This is a genomic window from Methanocrinis sp. (genome assembly GCF_049974945.1).
GTDB lineage: Archaea > Halobacteriota > Methanosarcinia > Methanotrichales > Methanotrichaceae > Methanocrinis.
Genome location: NZ_JBNGCU010000026.1, coordinates 1 through 20,021, shown reverse-complemented (window position 1 = coordinate 20,021; position 20,021 = coordinate 1). Strand labels below are relative to the sequence as shown.

19 protein-coding genes and 1 pseudogene are annotated in these 20,021 nt (G+C 56.5%); 14 read left to right on the top strand and 6 right to left on the bottom strand.

All coding sequences use genetic code 11. The features are described from left to right. The 9 genes from ACP5EL_RS04165 to ACP5EL_RS04125 all read left to right on the top strand — a co-directional run. Positions 1-1,690, top strand: a 1,690-nt coding sequence (locus tag ACP5EL_RS04165; RefSeq protein ID WP_428401206.1) for a DUF7507 domain-containing protein, incomplete at its 5' end; no start/stop codon positions are given. A gap of 75 nt (positions 1,691-1,765) precedes the next feature. Then, the gene (gene rnhB, locus ACP5EL_RS04160; RefSeq protein WP_428401205.1) at positions 1,766-2,398 is read left to right on the top strand and encodes a ribonuclease HII; all 633 of its coding nucleotides are present in this window, start codon (positions 1,766-1,768) and stop codon (positions 2,396-2,398) included. A gap of 33 nt (positions 2,399-2,431) precedes the next feature. Beyond that, positions 2,432-3,571: a pyridoxal-phosphate-dependent aminotransferase family protein gene (locus ACP5EL_RS04155; RefSeq protein ID WP_428401204.1), complete on the top strand. Its 1,140-nt coding sequence runs from the start codon at positions 2,432-2,434 to the stop codon at positions 3,569-3,571. Positions 3,572-3,784: 213 nt separating this feature from the next. Then, the gene (locus ACP5EL_RS04150) at positions 3,785-5,707 is read left to right on the top strand and encodes a hypothetical protein (RefSeq protein WP_428401203.1); all 1,923 of its coding nucleotides are present in this window, start codon (positions 3,785-3,787) and stop codon (positions 5,705-5,707) included. 169 nt (positions 5,708-5,876) lie between these two features. Beyond that, positions 5,877-7,133: a hypothetical protein gene (locus ACP5EL_RS04145; RefSeq protein WP_428401202.1), complete on the top strand. Its 1,257-nt coding sequence runs from the start codon at positions 5,877-5,879 to the stop codon at positions 7,131-7,133. Further along, entirely contained in the window at positions 7,130-7,858 is a 729-nt protein-coding gene (locus ACP5EL_RS04140) for a hypothetical protein (RefSeq protein ID WP_428401201.1), read from the top strand. Before ACP5EL_RS04145 ends, ACP5EL_RS04140 begins: the two co-directional genes overlap by 4 nt. Continuing rightward, entirely contained in the window at positions 7,855-9,393 is a 1,539-nt protein-coding gene (locus ACP5EL_RS04135) for a hypothetical protein (protein ID WP_428401200.1), read from the top strand. Before ACP5EL_RS04140 ends, ACP5EL_RS04135 begins: the two co-directional genes overlap by 4 nt. A gap of 192 nt (positions 9,394-9,585) precedes the next feature. After that, on the top strand, positions 9,586-10,026 hold the full coding sequence (locus tag ACP5EL_RS04130; protein ID WP_428401199.1) for a hypothetical protein: 441 nt from the start codon (positions 9,586-9,588) through the stop codon (positions 10,024-10,026). Positions 10,027-10,184: 158 nt separating this feature from the next. Continuing rightward, the gene (locus ACP5EL_RS04125) at positions 10,185-11,588 is read left to right on the top strand and encodes a hypothetical protein (RefSeq protein WP_428401198.1); all 1,404 of its coding nucleotides are present in this window, start codon (positions 10,185-10,187) and stop codon (positions 11,586-11,588) included. Positions 11,589-11,648: 60 nt separating this feature from the next. Here the strand turns inward: ACP5EL_RS04125 and ACP5EL_RS04120 are convergent, their stop codons facing one another. Genes ACP5EL_RS04120 through ACP5EL_RS04110 form a run of 3 tightly spaced genes read right to left on the bottom strand, consistent with a single transcriptional unit; the run spans position 11,649 to position 14,033 of the window. After that, positions 11,649-12,512, bottom strand: coding sequence for a CBS domain-containing protein (locus ACP5EL_RS04120; protein ID WP_428401197.1), 864 nt, complete (start codon positions 12,510-12,512; stop codon positions 11,649-11,651). Continuing rightward, positions 12,505-12,948 carry a universal stress protein gene (locus ACP5EL_RS04115; RefSeq protein WP_428401196.1) on the bottom strand — a complete coding sequence of 148 codons (444 nt, stop codon included), beginning with the start codon at positions 12,946-12,948 and terminating at the stop codon, positions 12,505-12,507. Before ACP5EL_RS04115 ends, ACP5EL_RS04120 begins: the two co-directional genes overlap by 8 nt. Positions 12,949-12,959: 11 nt before the next feature. After that, positions 12,960-14,033 carry an amidohydrolase family protein gene (locus ACP5EL_RS04110; protein ID WP_428401195.1) on the bottom strand — a complete coding sequence of 358 codons (1,074 nt, stop codon included), beginning with the start codon at positions 14,031-14,033 and terminating at the stop codon, positions 12,960-12,962. 57 nt (positions 14,034-14,090) lie between these two features. On the opposite strand from ACP5EL_RS04110, the gene ACP5EL_RS04105 reads away from it, so the two are divergent. Further along, positions 14,091-14,756, top strand: a complete 666-nt coding sequence (locus tag ACP5EL_RS04105; RefSeq protein WP_428401207.1) for a 2,5-diamino-6-(ribosylamino)-4(3H)-pyrimidinone 5'-phosphate reductase — start codon at positions 14,091-14,093, stop codon at positions 14,754-14,756. 32 nt (positions 14,757-14,788) lie between these two features. Here the strand turns inward: ACP5EL_RS04105 and ACP5EL_RS04100 are convergent, their stop codons facing one another. Beyond that, the gene (locus ACP5EL_RS04100) at positions 14,789-15,490 is read right to left on the bottom strand and encodes a DUF169 domain-containing protein (protein ID WP_428401194.1); all 702 of its coding nucleotides are present in this window, start codon (positions 15,488-15,490) and stop codon (positions 14,789-14,791) included. 196 nt (positions 15,491-15,686) lie between these two features. On the opposite strand from ACP5EL_RS04100, the gene ACP5EL_RS04095 reads away from it, so the two are divergent. Continuing rightward, positions 15,687-15,923, top strand: coding sequence for a DUF7557 family protein (locus tag ACP5EL_RS04095; protein ID WP_428401193.1), 237 nt, complete (start codon positions 15,687-15,689; stop codon positions 15,921-15,923). Continuing rightward, positions 15,923-16,183 (top strand): type II toxin-antitoxin system RelE family toxin, encoded by a 261-nt coding sequence (locus tag ACP5EL_RS04090; RefSeq protein WP_428401192.1) that lies wholly within the window; start codon positions 15,923-15,925, stop codon positions 16,181-16,183. The genes ACP5EL_RS04095 and ACP5EL_RS04090 overlap by 1 nt, the downstream gene beginning before the upstream one ends. 30 nt (positions 16,184-16,213) lie before the next feature. On the opposite strand, the gene ACP5EL_RS04085 is transcribed toward ACP5EL_RS04090, so the two are convergent. Then, a complete protein-coding gene (locus ACP5EL_RS04085) occupies positions 16,214-16,744 on the bottom strand; it encodes an O-acetyl-ADP-ribose deacetylase (RefSeq protein ID WP_428401191.1) in 531 nt (176 codons plus the stop codon). 93 nt (positions 16,745-16,837) lie between these two features. Between ACP5EL_RS04085 and ACP5EL_RS04080 the strand changes: the two are divergent. Further along, a pseudogene (locus ACP5EL_RS04080) lies at positions 16,838-17,022 on the top strand (IS701 family transposase); the annotation flags it as partial. Positions 17,023-17,350: 328 nt separating this feature from the next. Here ACP5EL_RS04080 and ACP5EL_RS04075 read toward each other — a convergent pair. Next, on the bottom strand, positions 17,351-19,147 hold the full coding sequence (locus ACP5EL_RS04075) for a GmrSD restriction endonuclease domain-containing protein (RefSeq protein WP_428401190.1): 1,797 nt from the start codon (positions 19,145-19,147) through the stop codon (positions 17,351-17,353). Between the two features lie 239 nt (positions 19,148-19,386). On the opposite strand from ACP5EL_RS04075, the gene ACP5EL_RS04070 reads away from it, so the two are divergent. After that, on the top strand, positions 19,387-20,021 hold a 635-nt coding region (locus ACP5EL_RS04070; RefSeq protein WP_428401188.1), incomplete at its 3' end, for a sodium:calcium antiporter.

Sequence of the window (20,021 nt, the reverse complement as noted above, 5' to 3'; positions counted from 1 at the left end):
CGCCGATCCTGAGGAAGGAGTTCCTTCGACCAACGTCACCTTCCTGATCAACGTCACGAACACCGGCCAGGTGAACTTTACCGAGGTCGAGGTCGTGGACGTCCTGCCTTACGGCCTCGATAAGATCTCGTATAACAGGTCGGGGTCGGTCGATGGCCAGAATGTCACCTGGATTCTTAGCGGACTGAACGTCTCCGAATCGAAGTTCATCGAGCTCGTAGCTCAGATCAACAGCTCAAAGTCCGGCAACCTGACGAACAAGGTCACAGCTACCGGCGTGCAGCCTTCTGGTGATAAGGTTACAGCAAACGACTCAGAGAACGTGACCGTCTTCATCCCCTCGATATCGGTCAACAAGACCGCCTACCCCGAATCAGGATCAAACGGGACGCGGGTCAATTTCACGATCAAGGTCACTAACACGGGGAACGCGACATTGAACCCAGTCATCGTGACCGACGCTCTGCCAGAAGGACTCGATTACGTCAGCTCGACAGGGTCCTTTAACAACTCAAGCAACAACGTCACCTGGAACCTCGGGACGCTGGACAAATCAAAGCCTAAAATGGTATACCTTGAAGCCAGAATCAACAGATCCGGGCCAGGTATCCTGACCAACCTCGTATCGGTCGAGGGCAAGCCCGAGTTCGGTTATAACGCTACTGATAACGACTCAATAGCTATTCCCGTCACCATTCCCCCGATGATATCGGTCAATAAGACCGCCTACCCCGAATCAGGATCAAACGGGACGCGGGTCAACTTCACGATCAAGGTCACTAACACGGGGAACGCGACATTGAACCCAGTCATACTGACCGACGCTCTGCCAGAAGGACTCGATTACGTCAGCTCGACAGGGTCCTTTGACAACTCAAGCAACAACGTCACCTGGAACCTCGGGACGCTGGACAAATCAGAACCTAGAGTGGTCTACCTCATAGCCAGGATCAATAGCTCGACTTTCGGGGACCTAACGAACTTCGTCGAGGTCGAGGGTAAACCCATGTCAGGCAACAACGTCACAGCAAAAGACTCCGCAGACGTGGACGTTAATAATGTTACTGAAACCCTCAACAAAACAGACCTCATCCTCGCCCTGGACACCTCCGGCAGCATGAGAAAGTACTACCGCATGGCTAAAAACGAGAGCGCCGAGATCGTCTCGGGGTGGTCCGGCTTCGAGAACGCCACCATATCTATCGTGAGCTGGGATCACGAGAGCGAGATAGTCTTCGGGCCTGCCCCCCTGAGTGGAAACGAAACTCGCCTCGCTGAGATCCTGGATAACCTCTCCGAGATGTGCATGGAGACGGATTTAACGGAGTACGACCAGGGTCTCAACGGCTCTCTCGCGATGATGCGCGATCATCCAGATGGGGTTGCCGGTTCTTGGAAGATAATCATCTTCCTGACGGGGTACAGCGAGTTCGAGCCGGGAGAGAGGCTGGACGATTACATCTCCGAGGCGAACGAATCTGGATACAGAATCTTCACCATAGGCTTAGGTATAAACGAGAGCTTCAACGCCTCCCAAAAGCAGTACTCAAATCTCACGAGAATTTCCGAGGGGACGGGTGGCGAGTTCTACAACGTCACGGCTTTCAGCTCCGAAGAGCTCAACCCGGTTATGTACAACATAACCCGCGTGGCGGAGGGCGATCTCAGGTCCACAGAACCAGGATTTTGATAGGAGATTTCGACCCACCTTCACCCACCCATTTTTCGATCGATTCAAATACCACGAGCCCTCACCAGATGAAGGATGCGACTTTTGGGCGCCGACGAGGCTGGAAAGGGGCCCGTGATCGGCTCGATGTTCGTGGCAGGGGTGGTGATCGACGAGGACCGGATCTTCGATCTCGCGGCCCTGGGGGTGAAGGACTCAAAACTCCTCGCGCCGCAGAGGAGGGAGCAGCTCGCCGCCAGGATCGAGAGGATCGCCCTGGATCGGTACGTCCTGGAGGTGAAGCCTGAGGTGATCGACGAGCTCCGCCAGCTGATGACCATGAATGAGATCATGGTCAGAAGCTTCTCCAGGGTAGTGGAGAAGCTCTCGGCGGAGAGGGCGATCCTGGACGCCGCCGACGTAAACCCAGGCCGATTCGCCCGGAGGGTGAAAGAGGAGAGCGGGACGAGGATGGAGGTCGTCGCCGAGCATCGGGCCGACAAAAATCACCTGGTGGTGGCCGCAGCCTCGATCCTAGCCAAGGTTGCTAGGGACAGGTCGGTGAGGGAGCTTGAGAGGTCTCTGGGCCTCGAGATCGGAAGCGGTTACCCTTCAGACCCGGCTACCGTCCGGTTCCTCGAAGATTGGGCGAGAGAGCACGGCGACCTTCCGCCCTTTGTGAGGCAGAGCTGGAAGACCGCCGAGCGGATAAAAGCTAGATTTATATAGCCTTCACGTGCTGTTACTTGAGAGGGATCTGATTTGGATATCGAGGACACGCTGCTCATGATTCCAGGGCCGGTCAAGGTGCCCCAGAGGGTGCTCCGGGCCATGTCAAAGCCGATGGTGAGCCACCGGAGCGCCGACTTTGAGACGATCTACGAGGACTGCAGGTCGTGGCTCAAGGAGCTCTTCGATACGAAGAACGACGCCGTGGTCCTGAGCGGCAGCGGAACCGCCGGCATGGAGGCGGCCGTGGGCGGCATCATCGGAAAAGATGACAAGATCGTCACCGTGACCAACGGCAAGTTCGGCGAGAGGTTCACGGAGCTCGGCGACCGGTACGGCACCGCCGTCCCCCTGGACTTCGCCTGGGGAACGCCCTTCGACCTGGACCGGATAGAGTCGGCCCTTGAAGAGGGGGCAAAAGCCATCGCCATGGTCCACAACGAGACCTCCGTCGGGATCGTCAACCCCGCGAAAGAGGTCGGAAAGCTCGCCCGAAAATACGACGCCGTATTCATCGTTGACGGCATCTCCTCCGTTGGGGGAAATGAATTTCTCACCGACGAGTGGGGGATCGACATCGCCATCACCGGATCTCAGAAGTGTCTTGCAGTCCCTCCGGGCCTAGCCATGGTGACGGTGAGCAAGAGGGCCGAAGAGATGCTGGAGAAGGGCAAGGGCGGCTACTACACCGACCTTAAGGCCCACCTCGATAAGGCGAAGAAGAACCAGACGCCTTACACCCCGGCCGTCTCCCTCTTCTACGCCCTCCAGGAGGCCCTCACCATCGCCGCTGAGGAGGGCTTCTCCGAGAGGCGGGCTCGGATGGCGAGGCTCGCCAAAGGGGTGAGAGAGGCGGCATCTGCCCTTGAGATCGAGCTCTTCCCCCAGGTGAACGAGCACTCCACCTACTCCAACACAGTAACCGCCATGAAGATGCCAGAGGGCATCACCGACGGCCAGCTTCGAGGAGGGATGCGAAAGCGGGGAGTCGTCGTCTCCGGCGGCCAGTCGGGCCTCAAAGGAAAGATCTTCAGGATCGGAACCATGGGCGCATGCACCGAGGCCGACGTTCTCAGGACCATCCAGACCCTGGAGCTGGTCTTGGAGAAGGAGGGCATAATATCCCGCCTCGGAGCCGGAGTCGAGGCCGCGAGCAAGGCGATCGACGCGTGAAGTTCGCGCCGACCGACATTTTTTCTTTTGGCGGCATTGGTTCATCCGTTAACATTTAATAGAGACATCTCTTATAACCTCATGGATTATCTCCGAAATAATCGCAGAGATGGGCGGGTGGTGAATAGCTTGGTATCTCCAAAATGTGCGCTCTTCGTTTTTGTCGCAGTCACGCTAATTATGACTCCGGCTCTCGGTCAGCCGGAAGCCTCGATGAGCTTCCAGCAGGTGGGCACGGCGAAGATGCCCTTCAACGTCAACCAGCCCATCGTCTACAAGGTACAGCTGACAAATGGTATGACCTGCCCCATGCGCTACGTGGTGGAGCTGGAGGCAGGTCCCGACTACACCGATTATTCTGCCTCAAAAAAGTACACAGCTGACATCAGCCTCACCGCCCACTCGTCCCAAGAGGTCAACTTCGACGTCAACTTCAGGTCGCCGGAGATGAGCCGCGGCTCTTTTGGCAGATGGGCGACCGACGACAACGATACCAGCACCTGGGAGAGGGCGTGGTACAGGGTTTTGATCACCCCCCTGGTCGGAGATCCCGTGACCCTGGAGAGCTACGATGGCCAGCCCTCTCTCATCAAGATGATCACCGTCTACAAGAACGCAGAGGTCTCCCCGAAGATGGGCACCAATGATACCCTTTACAACTATCGGATCGACCTCTTCTCCAGCGCTGAAGATGAAGTGGCCCTCCAGGTCGCTCCCGAGGCGATCGGCCCCTGGAAGGACGTGGGAAGCAAAGACTACACCAACGTCGGCAATTGGCAGACCTTGAGGTGGGAAAACGTCACCCTGGACTTCGACTTCATCAGGGCATACTACAGGTTCGCGGGACGAAAGCAGACCGGGGTCTTCGAGGGACCCTTCTGGCCGGTGGACTACGAATACGCTAACGCCACCGTCGATCCTGCAGATGGCTTTTCGGGCACGCCCTTCGCCTACGCTCTCGACTTCAAGGGCTCAAAGAGTCTGGACGTCGGCCTGAACATCTGGGACATAGATCAAAACCAGTTCAAGCTCGTCGAGAAGAAGAGGTACGGAAACGCCACCCTCTGGCAGAGGATAGAGTGGGTCGGCGTCATGCCCAGCGAGACGATCGGCTCGGAGGGGACATCGTCTTACTACTTCAGCTTCTACTACCCCGGCTCTGAGAGCTCCCTCGGCACCAGTCGCGAGGAGGAGGGGAAGGTCTACCTCGGGCCCGAGATCGTCCTGATAAAGTATGAGAACCCCACCGTCATGCCTCAGAAGGGCAGCACCGTTGCCAGCTACACCTACTATGTAAACGTCAGCACCGCCCTTCCCGTCTGCGACATCGAGCTTCAGACGAGCGAGCCGGGATCCTCTCTCTGGAGGTCTCAGGGGATCGCCACCTACAACGGCCGCCCCCAGATCAACTGGAGCGGCGTATCCTTCGAGGGCGATGTTGCCGGCAACGCTAGCTATCGGTTCATACGGGTGGCCTCGCCCCCACGAACTTACTCCGGACCGGAGATAGTCAAGGAATCGATCACGGGAAGAGTCTCGCCCGTAAACGGGTCTCTTGGGTCCTGGGACGCGGGCTTCCATCCGTTAGGGGAGGAGCTGGTTCGAACGCCTTACGTCTATAACCTGGAGATGGACTCCTCCGTGAGCACCGAACCTATGATGGTAGAGCTTGAGATTTATCATCCCGTCCTTGACACGTGGTTATCTGCAGGGAGTCCTCAAAAGTACAACTTCTCGACGAGTGGTGGTCTGAATTTCACTGTAAGCGAGTTACCGCTACCATTTATCGAAAATCCCTTCATAGGAGAGTCTAGGTTCAGGTTCCTCTCGGGGAGCAGGTTTTTGGACGGAGAGCGCGGGTTCCCGGGACCAAAGATCGTGGCCAACTTCAGAAACGAGACCTGGAACGTGACCTACGACAGAGCGCGTGGCGAGTACGTCTACACTTACGGTGTTGAGGTCCGCTCATCCCTGAACAGCCTCCCGGTCGATCTGGTCTACACCATGGACAAGAACTTCTGGATCCTAGCAGACGACCCCAGGGTATACTCCTCAGACTCCGCCGAGTGGAAGAGGCTTGAGTGGGAGGGATACCCCTATCATGTCTCGGTAAAATTCGTTCCGGTCAGGAGTTAATATGAAGAGATTCGCAGCGTGCCTCATCATACTTTTTTTATTTCTCCCCTGGGCGGTCGCAGTGGACCCTTCCCCACCGAAATCGGCACCTTCGTCGAGTGGAGATAGCGATGAAAAGAAGAGCAGCAAGAAGATAGTCAAGCTTGAGCTCGATGACCTGGTCGGCAATATGGAGAAATGGAAACAGGAGGACCCCGACGAGTTCGAGTACCTGAAAAAGCTCCTCCACATACCCTTCGTCCCGCCCAAGAACTACACCGCACCAACGGTCCTGATATGGTTCCCCAACTCCACAAAGAGAGCCAATATCACTCGCAACGAAAGGCTCGATATTTACGCCTGGGTGAAGAACGACAACCCCATAGAGGTCCGCTCAGATGTTTACCTCTGGCTGGAGGCGAAGGGACCCGGCGAGGAGAACTTCAACAGGGTCGGATCTCAGAGGGTGATCCTCGCCAACGAGTACTCGGAGAAGAGCAACGTCACCGTCAGAGACTGGTCTGACATAACGCCGTTCGCCGATTCCAAGGAGGAGGGGAATGCCACCTTCCGCATATGGTTCAACGACATGCACAGCACCTACTATACAGATTCCATGTACGGCAAGCCCTATCATCAGGACGATTACTACAGCCTCCTCGAGCTGGACCTGGTCAACAGCCCCCCCCGAGCCGATGAGAGCAGCATCAGAGTCGAGCCGCCCAGGGCCAGGTACAACGATCCCATCAGGTACGAATCTCGGTTCGTCGACGTCGATGGGGACATGATCAAGGTGACCCTCCACGTCCTCGACGACCAGGGCAGCGAGTTCGATAACGTGACCCAGGAGGTTAAGCCCGGGACGAACGTCACCTTCTCTGCCAGCGAGTGCGGCCTCTTCGGGGAGGAGGATGCGGGAAGGAACTTCTCCTACCGCTACACCTACGACGACGGCCTCGACGAAAACGCAACGGAGATCTTCCCGGGCCCCTTCCTTCTGCCGAGCCCCAAGATTTTCGTCTCGGACCCGATGGTAGAGGCCGCAGACGAAAACCGATACTGGTGGCAGGAATATAGGTTCAGCCTCACGGTGAAGAACCCGGAGGTGAACAACCTCAGAATAGACCTCTACACCAGCACGCCGTCTCATCCCAATAAGTATCAGGAGACGAAGACGATCAACACCTCTGAGGAGGCGCAGAACGTCCTCTTTGATATCAAACCCTTCGACGTCTCCGACGCGGACCAGAGCTTCTCATATCGCTTCAAGTACTCGGCGCCGGACCAAAACTCCAGAGTGGAGACTGACAGCTTCTCGGGAGGTAGGATCAACCCTAGGATCGTCAGGTACCCGGTATACTCCAAGACGATCGTCACAAACATCCTCGTCGTTCTTCTGGCGGCGCTGGTGGGAGGGATCATGATCGAAAGGAGGCTTTACCGATGAGCGGCCTCAACGAGACGACGGCCGGTGTCCAGGCCGTCGATATATCGTCATCGTCGAACCTGGTGCCAGAGGCGTTATCGAACTTCCTCGCAGGCCTCACATCCAACGGCTTTTTGAGCCTGGGGCTCTTCCTTCTCCTTCTGGCTCTTGGAGTCGCCCTTCACAGGCTGAACATGGAGAAGACGTACCGGATGGTGGCTGCCACCTCCAAGACGGAGGAGAACAGCAAGGCAGAGTCGAACACCAGCGGTGGCGAGGTATCGCGGGACGAGCTTCGAGAGGAGATGTTCACCCGGCAGGGCTCAAACTTCAACGCCGCGGCCGTGGCCGCCTGGTTGCTCCTCTTTGTGGCCTTCGCCTACTTCTACTTCCTGACTAAAGATGTATTCGTCCAGCACAACTACTTCCAGCTGGTTCCGGCCCTAGCCTCAGGCCCCCTGGGGTTTGCCACCTTCGGCCTTGGGGTGCTGCTTTTGTCCTTTGCAGTGGCTGCCTTCATCCCGAAGGAGGTCTACGGCTATTACGAGATTTCGAGAAAGATGAAGGTCGCCATAATGCTCACGGTGCCGTTGCTCGCGATCTCCATCATTCTATCTGTCCAGCAAGCTACGATATTTCCCCAGGTGGAGCTGGGACCGAGGTTGGTGGCATTTCTGGCCCTCTTCGCCTCTGAGCTCGCGCTGCTTTGGCCGATATACACCGAAACCTTGGGAGGGATGAGATGAGACTGTGTATAGTCGGAATCGGAGGCTGTGGAGGCCATCTGGCGGAGCGCTTCCTCAAAAATCAGGATGTAGCCCCGCTGAAGAAGTCTTTGGGCGAGCACGTCTCCTTCGGGGGGGTGAAGGGGCTCTGGCTTGAGGCCGACGTCCAGGAGACCGAGAACCAGAGCTTCTTCGGCTACCTGGAGAGGGGGTGCTATCCCGGCTTTTTCATACCTCACGACGTCATCGGCTCCGAATCCAAGACCTCGAAGCTGATCGTGGACCGATACGGCTACGACGTCAAGAAGCAGGGGTTCATGAGGCAGGCCGAGTTTCTGAAGGCCGTCTTTGAGATCTTCGAGAGCGACGAGGAGGTAAAGCGGGCCGCCCTCTCGGAGCACGAGTCGGAGAACCCCATACTGAGGGCCGCCTGGGATCAGATAAGGCCTTACACCACCCTCGCGGGTCCCAAGGCCGAGAACTCCGGGGTGGAGATGTGCGACGGCATCCTCTTCGTCGTCTCTCTCGGTGGAGGGACCGGGACCGGTTTCGTCAACCCCATAACAAGGTACATCAGGAGTGAGAGGCCCGCCTATCCCGTCTTCGTACTGGGGGTGCTGACCGAGGAGGGGACCGATCCCCAGCAGAGGGCGAAGGAGGCGAAGAGAGACCTGGGGGCCACCATCTCCCTCTACGACCTCCTGACCAAGAGGGTCGGGGTGGGGGTGGACGGGGTGATCCTCGTCGACAACCAGATCATGATGGAGAAGTTCGGCCAGGACTATCCATCCATAGACGACTACATCTACCAGGCGATGAGGCCTTTCGTTGCCGGTCGCCACTATCCCGGGGAGGATCCGCCGAGCCTCGCCATGAGGGAGAAGTTCATAGAGGGGCTGGACCGGCCCCCCATCCTGGTTCCTTGCTTTTGGAGGGAGAAGAGGAGAAAGGACCCCGAGGAGGGCCTGGTCAAAAAGGCCCTCAGCGAGGGGAGGCTCTTCGGATGCGATCCTGGGAGGGCCGAGAGGGCTTACGTCTTCACCAGAGGGTTCATGAGGCGCGACGAGATCGTGAAGGCTGTGGCGAGGCAGACGGGCCTATCCGAAGATCGGATCGAGCCCTGGAGGAAGCTCGGGGAGAACCATGCTGACGAGATCCTGATCCTCCTGCGAAACCCCTACGGGGAGGAGAGGGGGTGCGAGGTGAAGGGTAACCTCGAGTACCGTCTTCATCGGGTGATCAGGATGGCCCTCAACTACATGGACGATCCCGAGAGCAACCTCGTAGCGGAAGGGATGCCGGAGCTGACCAGGAGGGCCATCGAGGACTACTTCTACGGGAACGATGGCATCCGCGAGCTGCTGAAGGAGGGGCTCCTCAGGATCGAGCGGGGTGATAAACCCTTCTTCCTCAACGAACGGAACATCTTCGAGAGGTCGAGCCGGGCCTCCGGCGTTCACGGTCCCCACGCTGACGGTCGCCAGGTCGAGGGCGAAGAGATCCGAAGGATCGTGGAGGCCGAGGTGAGAAAGGTCCTCGCTGAACGGGGTATCTGAACCTGGGAGGGCGAAGATCTGGCGAAGAAAGGGCTCATCATCGCCGCCGCCATCGTCCTGATCGGGGCTTACGTCCTCTTCCTCGGCGACGAGAGAGGGGAGGGACCCCTGGGCGGCGAGTTCTGTGGAGGCGGGATTCCAGATCCCTATTACCTTGAGCTGAAGCCCGCCGACGTCCAGAACCCCGACGACGTGATCAGGTACGCAAGCTCCATCAAGGGCTACGCCGCGGACCTCGACGTCTTCGAGAGGGCCGCCTTTTATGAGTGGTATTTCAAGAGCCATGGGTTTGACGTCTCCTTCGCCTACACCGAGGAGTTCGCCCTTGAGGGTAAAGGCCAAGATAAAGGCAGAGACGACGGGCACGAGCACCTCTGGCTCCTGGTGAGGAACAAGAAAGGGGAGGTGATCGAGGTCGACCCATCCTTCTCGAAGGTCGCGGGCCAGTCGATGGTACCCCTGAACTCCGGATATACAGTCTACGATCGGGAGTTTGCAGACATTCACGAGGCATCAGAAGCCCTCGGCGAGGAGAGGATGGCCTGGTGGAGAGACGAGAAGGCCTGCGATGCACTGAACGATAACGTTCTCGTGGCGGAGAAGGCGAGGGCGCGGAGGATGGCAGAGGCCTGAAGGGTCGTCTGTTCCTCTTTATAAATAAAGTAAGCTCTCAGACCGGGGGAAAGAGTGTTGGGGATGGGAAATTTTCGGGGCCCTTCGCCACGGTCGAGAGAGCAGATCTTCCCACAGGTTCGAATCAAATTTCAGTATGAAGAGGGAGTTTGGGTAAAATGGCCATCGAGATGAGCAGCCCCTGGATTGTAGGACCCGTCGGCGCGGTAGCCGGTGCGGCACTTGCATGGATCGCCACCGAGTACAAGACCAGGAAGACCTACAGGAATGTGATCCTGCTTCTGGCGAAGAGCGCCGACGACTTCGCTGGGATGGGGCAGGTGGAGAAGGCCCTATCCATATACGACCAGATCCTGAAGGACGTTCCGAGGCTCGAGCCCGCCGTCCGGGGCGAGGTCAGGTTCAGACAGGCCCTCAGCTATTACGGCCAGTCCTTCGAGGGGGCGAGGGAGACTAACCTGCGCCGGGCGGTCGGAGCCTTTGAGGAAGCGATCAGGCTCTTCAAGGCCGAGAAGCACCCCGTCGAGCACGCCCAGGCCAAAAACGGCCTGGGGATGTCCCTCGTCCGACTCTCGGAGAGGGACGGCGAGCGGTCTCTCGAGGCGAGAGAGGGGGAGAGGCGGCTCCAGAAGGAGCAGAACCTGCGCCGAGCGATCGGAGCCTTCGAGGAGGCTCTTAAGCTCTACTCAGCCGAGGCGAGGGCCCAGGAGCGCGCCCAGACCGAGAACAACCTCGGCGATTCCTATCTCCTCCTGTCCCAGATCGAAGAGAAGGACGAGGAAGCGGCCAAAGATCTGAAGAAGGCGATCGGGGCCTACGAGGAGGCTCTGGCCTTCAGGACGCCGGAGGGTCACCCCGAGGACTACGCCGAGACGGAGAACAGCCTCGGAAGGGCTAGGATGGCCCTGGCCCGGCTCGAAGAGGGGGAGATGAGAGAGGCACATCTCGAGAAGGCCGTATCCTCCTTCAAAGCGACCCTGGAGGTCAGGACCTCCAAGGCCCATCCCGAGGAGCGGGCCGAGACCCTGACCCTCCTCGGCCAGGCCCTGGTCCTGGAGTCCGAGCCCGAGGTGAGCGGGAGCGAGATCCAGTGGGCGGATCGGAAGGGGCTGGAGATGGCGATCGAAGCCTACGAGGAGGCCCTGACCGTCCGGACCCGCGACACCCACCCCCAGGAGTACGCCGAGACGAAGAACCTTCTGGGGAGGGCCTTGGTCATCCTCTCGGGCCCGGCGAGCGGTCCTGAAGACGCCGCGAACCTCAAGAGGGCCGTCGGGGCCTTCGAGGAGGCTCTGGCGGTCAGAACCCCGGAGGCCAGCCCCGAGGCGTATGCCGAAACCCAGAACAACCTCGGGATCGCCTACCGGAACCTCTCCAAGCTGGAGGACCGGGAGGATAACTTGGAGAGGTCGATTTTGGCCTACGAGGAGGCGCTGCGGGCGAGGTCCGGCGGGCCCAAGAGGGCGGGGGAGAGAGGAAAAGGCGGCTTGGAGGTGGTGGCAGGAGAGGAAAGGGCAGGAGAGGAGGGGGTAGAGAAGAACCTCTCGGCTTTGGTGGGGTAGAGGGACACGGACGCCCCTCCTTAGCCCTCGGCATTCTGTAATCTAGGATGGAGCCGTCCCTCAGATCCCAGCTTCAAGGGAGTGCTCGATGAGAGCCCAGAGGAGGTTGGAGTCCTTCAGCATCCCCGCGAGTTTCTGATGAGCCGTCACCACCGGGAGTTGGTCGATCTCGTTTCTCATCATTGCCCTCGCGCACTCGCTGACCCCGCTGCTCTTGATAGCGGTGACCGCGGGAACCATCGCCTGTTTCACGGGAATCTTGCGCAGCGCTATCCGCGATACGCCGTAGTAGAAGTTGAGGGTATCTCTGGTGCTCTCCCAGCTCCACTCGTCCTCGTCGGAGGCAGAGGACATATCCGACATCTCGACGGAGTCCTCGATGACGCTCGCGTTTATCAGGTCCCGATCGGAGATTATCCCCACCAGGTTCAGATCGGAGTCGAGGACCGGGGAGGCCTGGACGTCGGCGTACTCCATCACTGTGCCCGCCACCGGGAGGGGCATCTCGTCCCAGATGGCCACCGTCGTCTTCTCAAAGTGCCTCTCGATCGGCCTTTTTATCTCCAGGTCTGCGATCACCCGGACGATGTCGGCGACGCTCACGATTCCCGCGAGGATGCTGCCCTCGACCACTGGAAGACGCCTGATATCGTTCTCCGCCAGAAGCCGCGCCGCCTCGACGACGCTGTCGTCGGGCTTAACAACCAGGGGGTCGCGGGTCATGAGGAGGGCGGTCTGGTCCTCCTCGGGGTTTCTGAGGAGGTCGGTCCTGGTCACCATCCCTACCAGGACGCCGCCCTTGACCACCGGCACCCCCGAGACGTGCCTCTCCTTGAGGGCCTTCAGGACCTGGTCTCGAGAGCCGGGGATGGAGACGAAGGCGACGTCCTTCACCATCACCTCTTTTACTCGAACATCAATCACAAACCTTCTCCCCCGGAACGGTGATGACGGGAACTGGCGAGGTGCGGACGACCTTCTCGGCGACGGATCCGAGAAGGAACTTTTCAAGGCCAGAGCGACCGCAGCTTCCTATGACGATGGCGTCGACTCCGGCTTCGTCCGCAAACCGGATCAGCTCCTCGCCGGGGTTGCCCTCGACGACCTTCTTGGAGGCGGCGACGCCCGCCCTCTTGGCCATCTCCTCGATGTAGCCGGTGGCCTCCTCCCCCTCCCTGATCAAGAGATCCCTGATGCTCGCAAGAGCCATATCCTCGGGAAGGTGGCTCAGCCGTCCAGTATCGGCGACGTAGACCGCGGTGATGGCGCCCCCAGAAAGCCTGGCGAGCTCGATCCCCAACTCTGCCGCCCGCTCGCTATGCTTCGAGCCGTCGGTTGCTATCATTATCCTCTCAAACATGGGAAAAACCTCTAGAGGACGGCCAGAACGTCCGAGGGGTTCGCCCTCCTGACCAGGCTTGCGAGGGAATCTTTTCCCCCCGCCATGTTATCCGACCGTCTGTTGATGACCATTATCCTGCACTTCTTTCCGACGCGGATGGCGCCAGCTGCGTCATCCGCGCCCAAGATCTGGGCACCGTTTAGCGTGCACATCATAAATACCTGTCTATCGTTATGCAGCAGCGCTTTGGACAAAAACTCCATCTCGGAGAATAGGTTTGGGCCGTTGAGCATGACGTTGTCGGTCCCCAGGCCCACCACGATCCCAATATCGAGCATGCGGGCGATGTCGGGAAGCCCCACCCCCGTGACGAGGTTGGACCTTGGGCAGACGACGACGGGAACTCTTGCCTCCGCCACCTTCGCCAGGTCCCGGGGCTCTGCCTTCGTCAGGTGGACGAGTAGGTCGGGCTCAAGGCTCAGGGCGTCCTCGATGTCGTCTCTTCCGGCCTCGCCAGCGTGGAGGGCGATCTTCTTACCCTCGGACCTTGCGACCTCCACGACATCCTCGACCCAGGAGCGGGGATGATCTTTCGTGCTGCTGATCCCGACCCCCCAGCAATTCTGGTGGACCTGGATCGATCCCGGGTCTGGCCTTCCGAAGATCCTCCCGATCAGGTCCAACCCATCTCCCCTCTTTCCCTCCTCCATCGCCTCGAGGAGCATCTCGACACCATCCTCTCCGCCCTCGCGAAAGTCGGCGAAGGCAGATGTTCCAGAGCGGGCCATATACGATAGCGACCTTCTCATCCCCTCGACCTGCTCCCGCCTGGTGGCCGATGAGAGAGCTCTGTGCTTGACCCCCCCGGGCCCCACCAGATCATTGAGGGGGAGATAAGGCGGGTCCTTGAGGATCGAGTCGCCCAGGTGGACGTGGGCGTTGATGAGGGCCGGAGATATTATCCCTTCGAAGTCAGGGTCGATCCTCTCGGACCCGATCTCTGCGACGACCCCGTCCCGCAAGACGAGGTAGCCCTCGAAGGGCTCAAGCTCCTCGCCCAGGAGGATCGTTCCCCTTAGAATGATCTTGTCTGGCTCCGCCATCGAGCCAAGATGGGAGAGGTAAAATATTTAGCTTTCCGTTCCATGCCCGAGATCATAATGGAGAGGCCCAAAGTAATCATCAACAGCGCCATGAGTGCCGACGGGAAGATCAGCTCCTTTGAGAAGAGGCAGGTGAGGATATCGGGGCAGGGGGACATGGACCGGGTTAAGCTCCTGCGGGCCAGAAGCGACGCGGTCATGGTGGGCGTAGGGACGGTCCTGTCCGACGATCCGGGGCTCCGGGTCAAGTCTTCTGAGCTGAGGAGGATGAGGAAGGATCGGGGCCTTTCCGAGGACCCCCTGCGGGTCGTCGTCGACAGCCGGGCGAGAACTCCACCGCATGCTGAGGTCCTGGGGGAGGGCTGCATCCTCGCCGTCACCAGGGAGGCTCCCGAGGGGCGGCTAGCCATGTTGAGGAAGAAGTGCGAGATCGTCGTCGCCGGAGAAGAGAGGGTCGACCTCGCAGAGCTCATGACGATCCTGAAGAAAAAAGGGGTAGAGCGGCTGATGGTGGAGGGGGGCGCCACACTGAACTGGTCCCTGGTCGAGGCGGGGCTCGTCGATGAGATCTCGGTCTTTGTCGGCCCCATGATCATCGGCGGGGAGGGGGCGCCCACCCTGGTGGACGGCCCCGGTTTCGGTGGCGATTTTCCCAGGCTCGAGCTGATCTCGGCTCATCTCATCGACGGCGGCGTCCTCCTCCGGTGGCGGGTCCTCCACTGATATTTCTGTTTACGTCGGCCCCGTTATCGGTGTCAGGACCTCATCCAGTTGTCCCAGCCCTCGCCCCTCTCGGCCAGGATCGGCGTGATCTTCTCTGCCATGTCGAAGGGGATGCCCACCACCACGAAGTCGTCCTCTAATCCAGCGTTCTTGGCGGCGCCGTCGCAGCCCATGGAGACGTTCACGTCCCCCTTCAGGATGGGGGAGGAGGTGGCGTCGACGCAGAAGGACTGGATGCCGGCGGTGTCGAAGTTCACCCTGCCGCCCTCCTGGCAGAGGGCCGCCTGGACCACCCTCCTCGCCTGAAAGGGCTTTCCGACGAAGATGACGACATCTGGCTTAACTGTCATCTTGTCCAGGGGCGCAACCAGGGTCGCCACGATGCTCCCCGCCTCCTGGGCCGGGAAGGAGGATACGATCTTCGAGCCCGCCTCCTTCGTCACCACCTTGTTCAGCTTCGAGAAGTAGAGGTTGCCGGACGCGATGTTCTCGGGAAACTCCATTAATCCTAAACCAGAGGCGCCACCCTTGCAGGAGTGCATATCGACCTTGGCCAGGGTGGTCTCTCCCCTGTACCTTGCCGCCTGGACCATCTCGCAGTAGCGGAGGGGCTCGGTGATCAGCTCGATGTCTTCGGGGATGTCTTCTTCCTTTTTGATCAGCTTCACGCCTACAGGGTTTGTTTCCAGGTGGAGTGTCGCAACCAGCGTCTTTGCCATCTCATCAAGTTCCATGGAGAATACCTCGCAGTTTATGCCTGGAGGCGGGTTTGTGCCAGGCCTACATCTCTCTTGCGCTCAGAGGCATGATCGAATTGGGTATTTCACATTGGTCTAGGGTCAGGGAGAACAGTGAAAAAGAATACTTTTGCAATTTCGGTCTCTCCAGGGCAGGAGCTTTCATATACTATATCTCCATATAGCCAGATATATGCCTGAGACCACGACGATCGTGATCCACCAGGAGACGAAGGCGCGGCTAGACGAGCTGAAGCGGCACCCTCGGGAGAGTTACAACGATGTCGTCGATCGGCTTGCCACCATGGCAACGGACGATGAGCCCCTCAGCGAGGATACGCTCAAGAGGATCGAAGAGGCGCTGGAGGACTTGAAAAAAGGCCGATACTATACCGAGGAAGAGATCGAAGCTGAGCTGGAGCTTCGGTGATGTACTCTGTCATCTACTCGCCAGCTGCCCGGAGGGCTATCAAAAGCCTTCCTGAGGAAGCGGCGAGGATATTTCGTGCCGTCGGCGCGATCAAAGAAGATCCGTACTCCTCCGTCAAGAAGATCAAGGGATCTGCGAAGTGTCCCATCTACTCTCTGAGGGTCGGAGACTATCGCGTGATAATGACGATCGAAGGCGACCGGATGATCATCTTCGTCATCGAGGTGGGACACAGAAGCGCCGTTTATCGGAAATACTAACATTGGAAGGTATCGGACGCTAAGAAACGTTTACCGCGATCTCCTCTCCTCTAAAGCCTCGATATAGCACCCTTTTGCCCTCTCGCTGAAGCAGACCAGCACCACCCTCTCGATCGTGTCGTTCTTCTCCAGAAAATCCCCGATCTCGGCGACGGCGATCGATGATGCCCTCTCCATCGGAAACCCGTAGGCACCGGCGCTGATGGCCGGAAAGGCGATCGATTTGATCCCGTTCACCTCGGCGAGCAAGAGAGAGCTCCGGTAGGCCTTCGCCAGAAGCTCATCCTCGCCGCTGGCTCCGCCCTGCCAGATCGGCCCCACAGTGTGGATCACAAATTCAGCGGGAAGGCGGTACCCCTTTGTGATCCTCGCCTCGCCGGGAGGACAGCCGCCCAAGGTCCGGCACTCCGCGAGAAGGCCGGGGCCCGCCGCCCGGTGTATCGCGCCGTCGACGCCACCGCCTCCTCGGAGGGAGGGGTTTGCGGCATTGACGATGGCGTCGACCGCAAGCTTCGTGATATCGCCGAGGGCGACCTCGATCCTTTTGTTCAAGCTCGTCATCCGATCCGAAATGAGAGGAGATGATCTTATATCCCGATTTTGGTTTTGATGATTCGGTCCAATCCAAATATAGACGCGAATATGAGATGACATATAAAATTGAATCCACCTAAGTGTTGCGATCTGGACTATATCCACTTTCTGATGGCTGCTGCCAACGTTTTTACGTGTACTGAAGCCCGCCAGATACGGAGGCACTGTGGATCGAATCATCACATCTCGTTCGGCCTGGTGGAGGTATTCTAATCGTGGATTCGAAATGCTATAAGAGAATATATAAAATATCTAAGTCATAATGTCTCACGCACACTAACTGCGTAAATCCTAAGAGTTGAAGATCCCGACGCAGGTCATGGCCGGCGACTCGGACATCCTGATCCCGCCGGAGAACGGCCGGATCCTCGCCGAGAAGATCCCCCGGCGCGGAGTCCCGCGAGATCGAGGGGGCGGGGCACCTCTTCTGGATCAGCCATCCGGACGAGACCTTATCGGAGGTGGTGGGATTTCTGGAGGGAGAACGAGACGGGAGCGTCGAGGGGGCGATAAAGGGATAGAGTCGAGTTTTTGCTTTCATAAGGATCGTTCAATGACTTGGAATCCCTTATCCTAAAGTTCAAGCTTTGAAATTAGATGCTGCTTGATAGTTTTTTCCCTTTCTATCACAAAAGCATCGAAATCGTCTTCTATCATGCATCTGAACGCCTCTTCACTTATCAAATGTCGATTTAATATAGCCTTAACATGTTCTTCATCTCCCCAATAGGTCGTCAGATCTCTTAAATATGAGGACGGTCTCTTGTTATTTATTTTGATATTAGTATCATTGAGCAATAATGTTCTGTTTACGATTGAGTCTTTGTAGTCGTCAAATCCTTTGCTTTTTTCTGGGTCCAACCCCTTTACCAAATTTGGAAAAATGTGATGATCATTGATATTATCGCTTGAATAGTCCACGATTCCGGGAGAACTCGCTTTATAAAAGTCCCTTGCATCGTTAAGTGTTAATATACAAATAATGGCTTTATATCTGGAGGAACCTTTTTTGATGTTTTTTAGATCTAATTTAAGTATATACTCTCTATTAATCCTCTCAACTCGTTCGATGATTTTTCCCTTCTCCACGAATTCGTTCCAGTCCCTAAAATCTTTAGCCATGACGCTATCTGATGATCCGCTGTAATCCTCGGAGAATACCGACGCCCAATACCATTTATTTAAATTATCTCCAAACTCTTTTGTATCTGATTTGCTTTCATGGCTCCATAATATGGCACCCATTACCGGAATTATGGTTGTATTAGGTATGAAATCGGTTTTGACGGCCCCTAAATCCAAAGTACCATTATTCATAATTCTTTTCCTGGCGATTTCAGCATAACGACAGGCGTTATCCCATAAATGTCGAAATTCATCTCCATCTTTTACAAGTCTATCTTTATATTTTTTTCCAAATTCATTTTTACGTAACGTTTCCGCACCAGGAATTAAATTATAGATGTATTTAGATGAGCAATAATTTTGTTTATAAAGTGAGATGAGTTTGAGGAGGTATTCATCCATATTTGTATCAATTTCTTTAAGTTTTTCATTGGTCTTTTTCTCCCAAAGATCTTTTCTTAATTTCACACCCTTGGGATAAATAAAAGCATTCATCAGGTCAAATGTAGATAGTCTCATGCCTTTTGCATTAACTCTTGCGAATATATTACAAATATCTGGCAACGTTCTATCGTCTTTTAACGGGTAAAAGACGAATGTATAGTTCAATATCCCATTTAGAACCTGGTACACTGCATGCGTTGTTATGTCTTCAGGCAATTGATCTTTATTTATATCTATATATTTAGAGAGGTCATTAGCGAAATCTTTGGAATCGATGTAGCTCTTATTTGGATAATTTACGTCTGTAGCTGATAATATTGAAATGGGTATTATACCAGAATCAATCCAATTTTTATTAGAATCCATAATTTGTTTTATATTTTGATAATTGGAGTAATACTTATAAGTTACTGAGTCGTCATATTCTTTATTCAAAATTTTATTTAAATCTAAAAAGAATACGTAATACGATTTTCTATTTGGAAAGTTTTTATTAGGGTTATAAATGGCATAATAGAGGGAAGATAATCTCTGTTGACCATCAAGAATCGCCTTTTTAGGTGTGTTTTTTAGTTCTGCACCCCAAATTGGGTCCCATTTCTCGTTACGAGCATCTTCTGGGTTTAAATCCCATAAAAGAATAAGTCCTGTATAATAATCTTGTAATATTGATTCTATAAGGTCACAAATCATGCCTGATTCCCACTCGAATCCTCTTTGGAAGTAGGGAACTACATAATCACCATTATGAATATACTTTAGTAAATCACTAACCTTTTCTGTTCCTGGATTTTCTACCATCTTAATTACCTCGGGTCTATAGCTGAATATTTCGTAGGGCTATATTTTTGTTACCCTCAAAATTTCAATCCGGGAACTGATCGATATCGTCACCTTGCCCGCCCGAACTCCCCACCGTGGTCTTGATAACCCCGCCGTCGCCGGGCCGGGTACGATGACGCCGACCGGGTCGTGGCGGTGACGAGGCGAAAAATCCCTTCTGAGAAAACAATTTTAACCTCGTCGGCAGATGGGGTGGCATGCTCCCCATCCTCTTCTGGGCTCTCGTCTTCGTCGCCAGCCTCGCGGTCCTGGTGAAGGCCTCAGACCGCTTCACCGACTCCGCCGAGAGGATCGGGATCTCCTTCGGGATCTCGCCCTTCATCATCGGCGTCACCATCATCGCCCTGGGTACCTCGACCCCGGAGCTGGTATCCTCGATTCTGGCGGTGATGAAGGGCTCCTCGGAGATGGTGGCCGGAAACGTGATGGGCTCGAACGTGACCAACATCTTCCTCATCCTGGGCCTCTCCGCCATCGTGGGAAAGAAGATGGTGACCAGGTATGAGCTCGCCAACGTCGATCTGCCTCTATTCGTCGGCTCGGCGCTCCTCCTCTCCCTGATGCTGTTGGACGGGGTCTTCGCCCTCGCCGAGGCCCTTCTCTGCCTCGCCCTCTTTTTCGTCTACCTCCTCTACGCAATCAAAGTGGAGAGGGTCGCCGACGAGGCGAGGGCGAGGTCTCTGGAGGGGATGGTGGCCGGGGGAGCGGTCCACCCCAAGAAGAAAAGGCTCAAACCCAAGATATACCTGAAACTGCTTTTGAGCATCTTCTTCCTCTACCTGGGGGCCAACTACACCGTCGTCTCGGTGGTGAAGCTCTCGGGGATGGTGGG

What these genes read in the sequence shown, in the direction of transcription:
- rnhB (WP_428401205.1), top strand. Translation starts at nt 1,766, where the DNA reads ATGCGACTTTTGGGCGCCGACGAGGCTGGAAAGGGGCCCGTGATCGGC.
- ACP5EL_RS04150 (WP_428401203.1), top strand. Translation starts at nt 3,785, where the DNA reads ATGAGCTTCCAGCAGGTGGGCACGGCGAAGATGCCCTTCAACGTCAAC.
- ACP5EL_RS04145 (WP_428401202.1), top strand. Translation starts at nt 5,877, where the DNA reads ATGGAGAAATGGAAACAGGAGGACCCCGACGAGTTCGAGTACCTGAAA.
- ACP5EL_RS04140 (WP_428401201.1), top strand. Translation starts at nt 7,130, where the DNA reads ATGAGCGGCCTCAACGAGACGACGGCCGGTGTCCAGGCCGTCGATATA.
- ACP5EL_RS04135 (WP_428401200.1), top strand. Translation starts at nt 7,855, where the DNA reads ATGAGACTGTGTATAGTCGGAATCGGAGGCTGTGGAGGCCATCTGGCG.
- ACP5EL_RS04125 (WP_428401198.1), top strand. Translation starts at nt 10,185, where the DNA reads ATGGCCATCGAGATGAGCAGCCCCTGGATTGTAGGACCCGTCGGCGCG.
- ACP5EL_RS04115 (WP_428401196.1), bottom strand. Translation starts at nt 12,948, where the DNA reads ATGTTTGAGAGGATAATGATAGCAACCGACGGCTCGAAGCATAGCGAG.
- ACP5EL_RS04110 (WP_428401195.1), bottom strand. Translation starts at nt 14,033, where the DNA reads ATGGCGGAGCCAGACAAGATCATTCTAAGGGGAACGATCCTCCTGGGC.
- ACP5EL_RS04105 (WP_428401207.1), top strand. Translation starts at nt 14,091, where the DNA reads ATGGAGAGGCCCAAAGTAATCATCAACAGCGCCATGAGTGCCGACGGG.
- ACP5EL_RS04100 (WP_428401194.1), bottom strand. Translation starts at nt 15,490, where the DNA reads ATGGAACTTGATGAGATGGCAAAGACGCTGGTTGCGACACTCCACCTG.
- ACP5EL_RS04095 (WP_428401193.1), top strand. Translation starts at nt 15,687, where the DNA reads ATGCCTGAGACCACGACGATCGTGATCCACCAGGAGACGAAGGCGCGG.
- ACP5EL_RS04090 (WP_428401192.1), top strand. Translation starts at nt 15,923, where the DNA reads ATGTACTCTGTCATCTACTCGCCAGCTGCCCGGAGGGCTATCAAAAGC.
- ACP5EL_RS04085 (WP_428401191.1), bottom strand. Translation starts at nt 16,744, where the DNA reads ATGACGAGCTTGAACAAAAGGATCGAGGTCGCCCTCGGCGATATCACG.
- ACP5EL_RS04075 (WP_428401190.1), bottom strand. Translation starts at nt 19,147, where the DNA reads ATGGTAGAAAATCCAGGAACAGAAAAGGTTAGTGATTTACTAAAGTAT.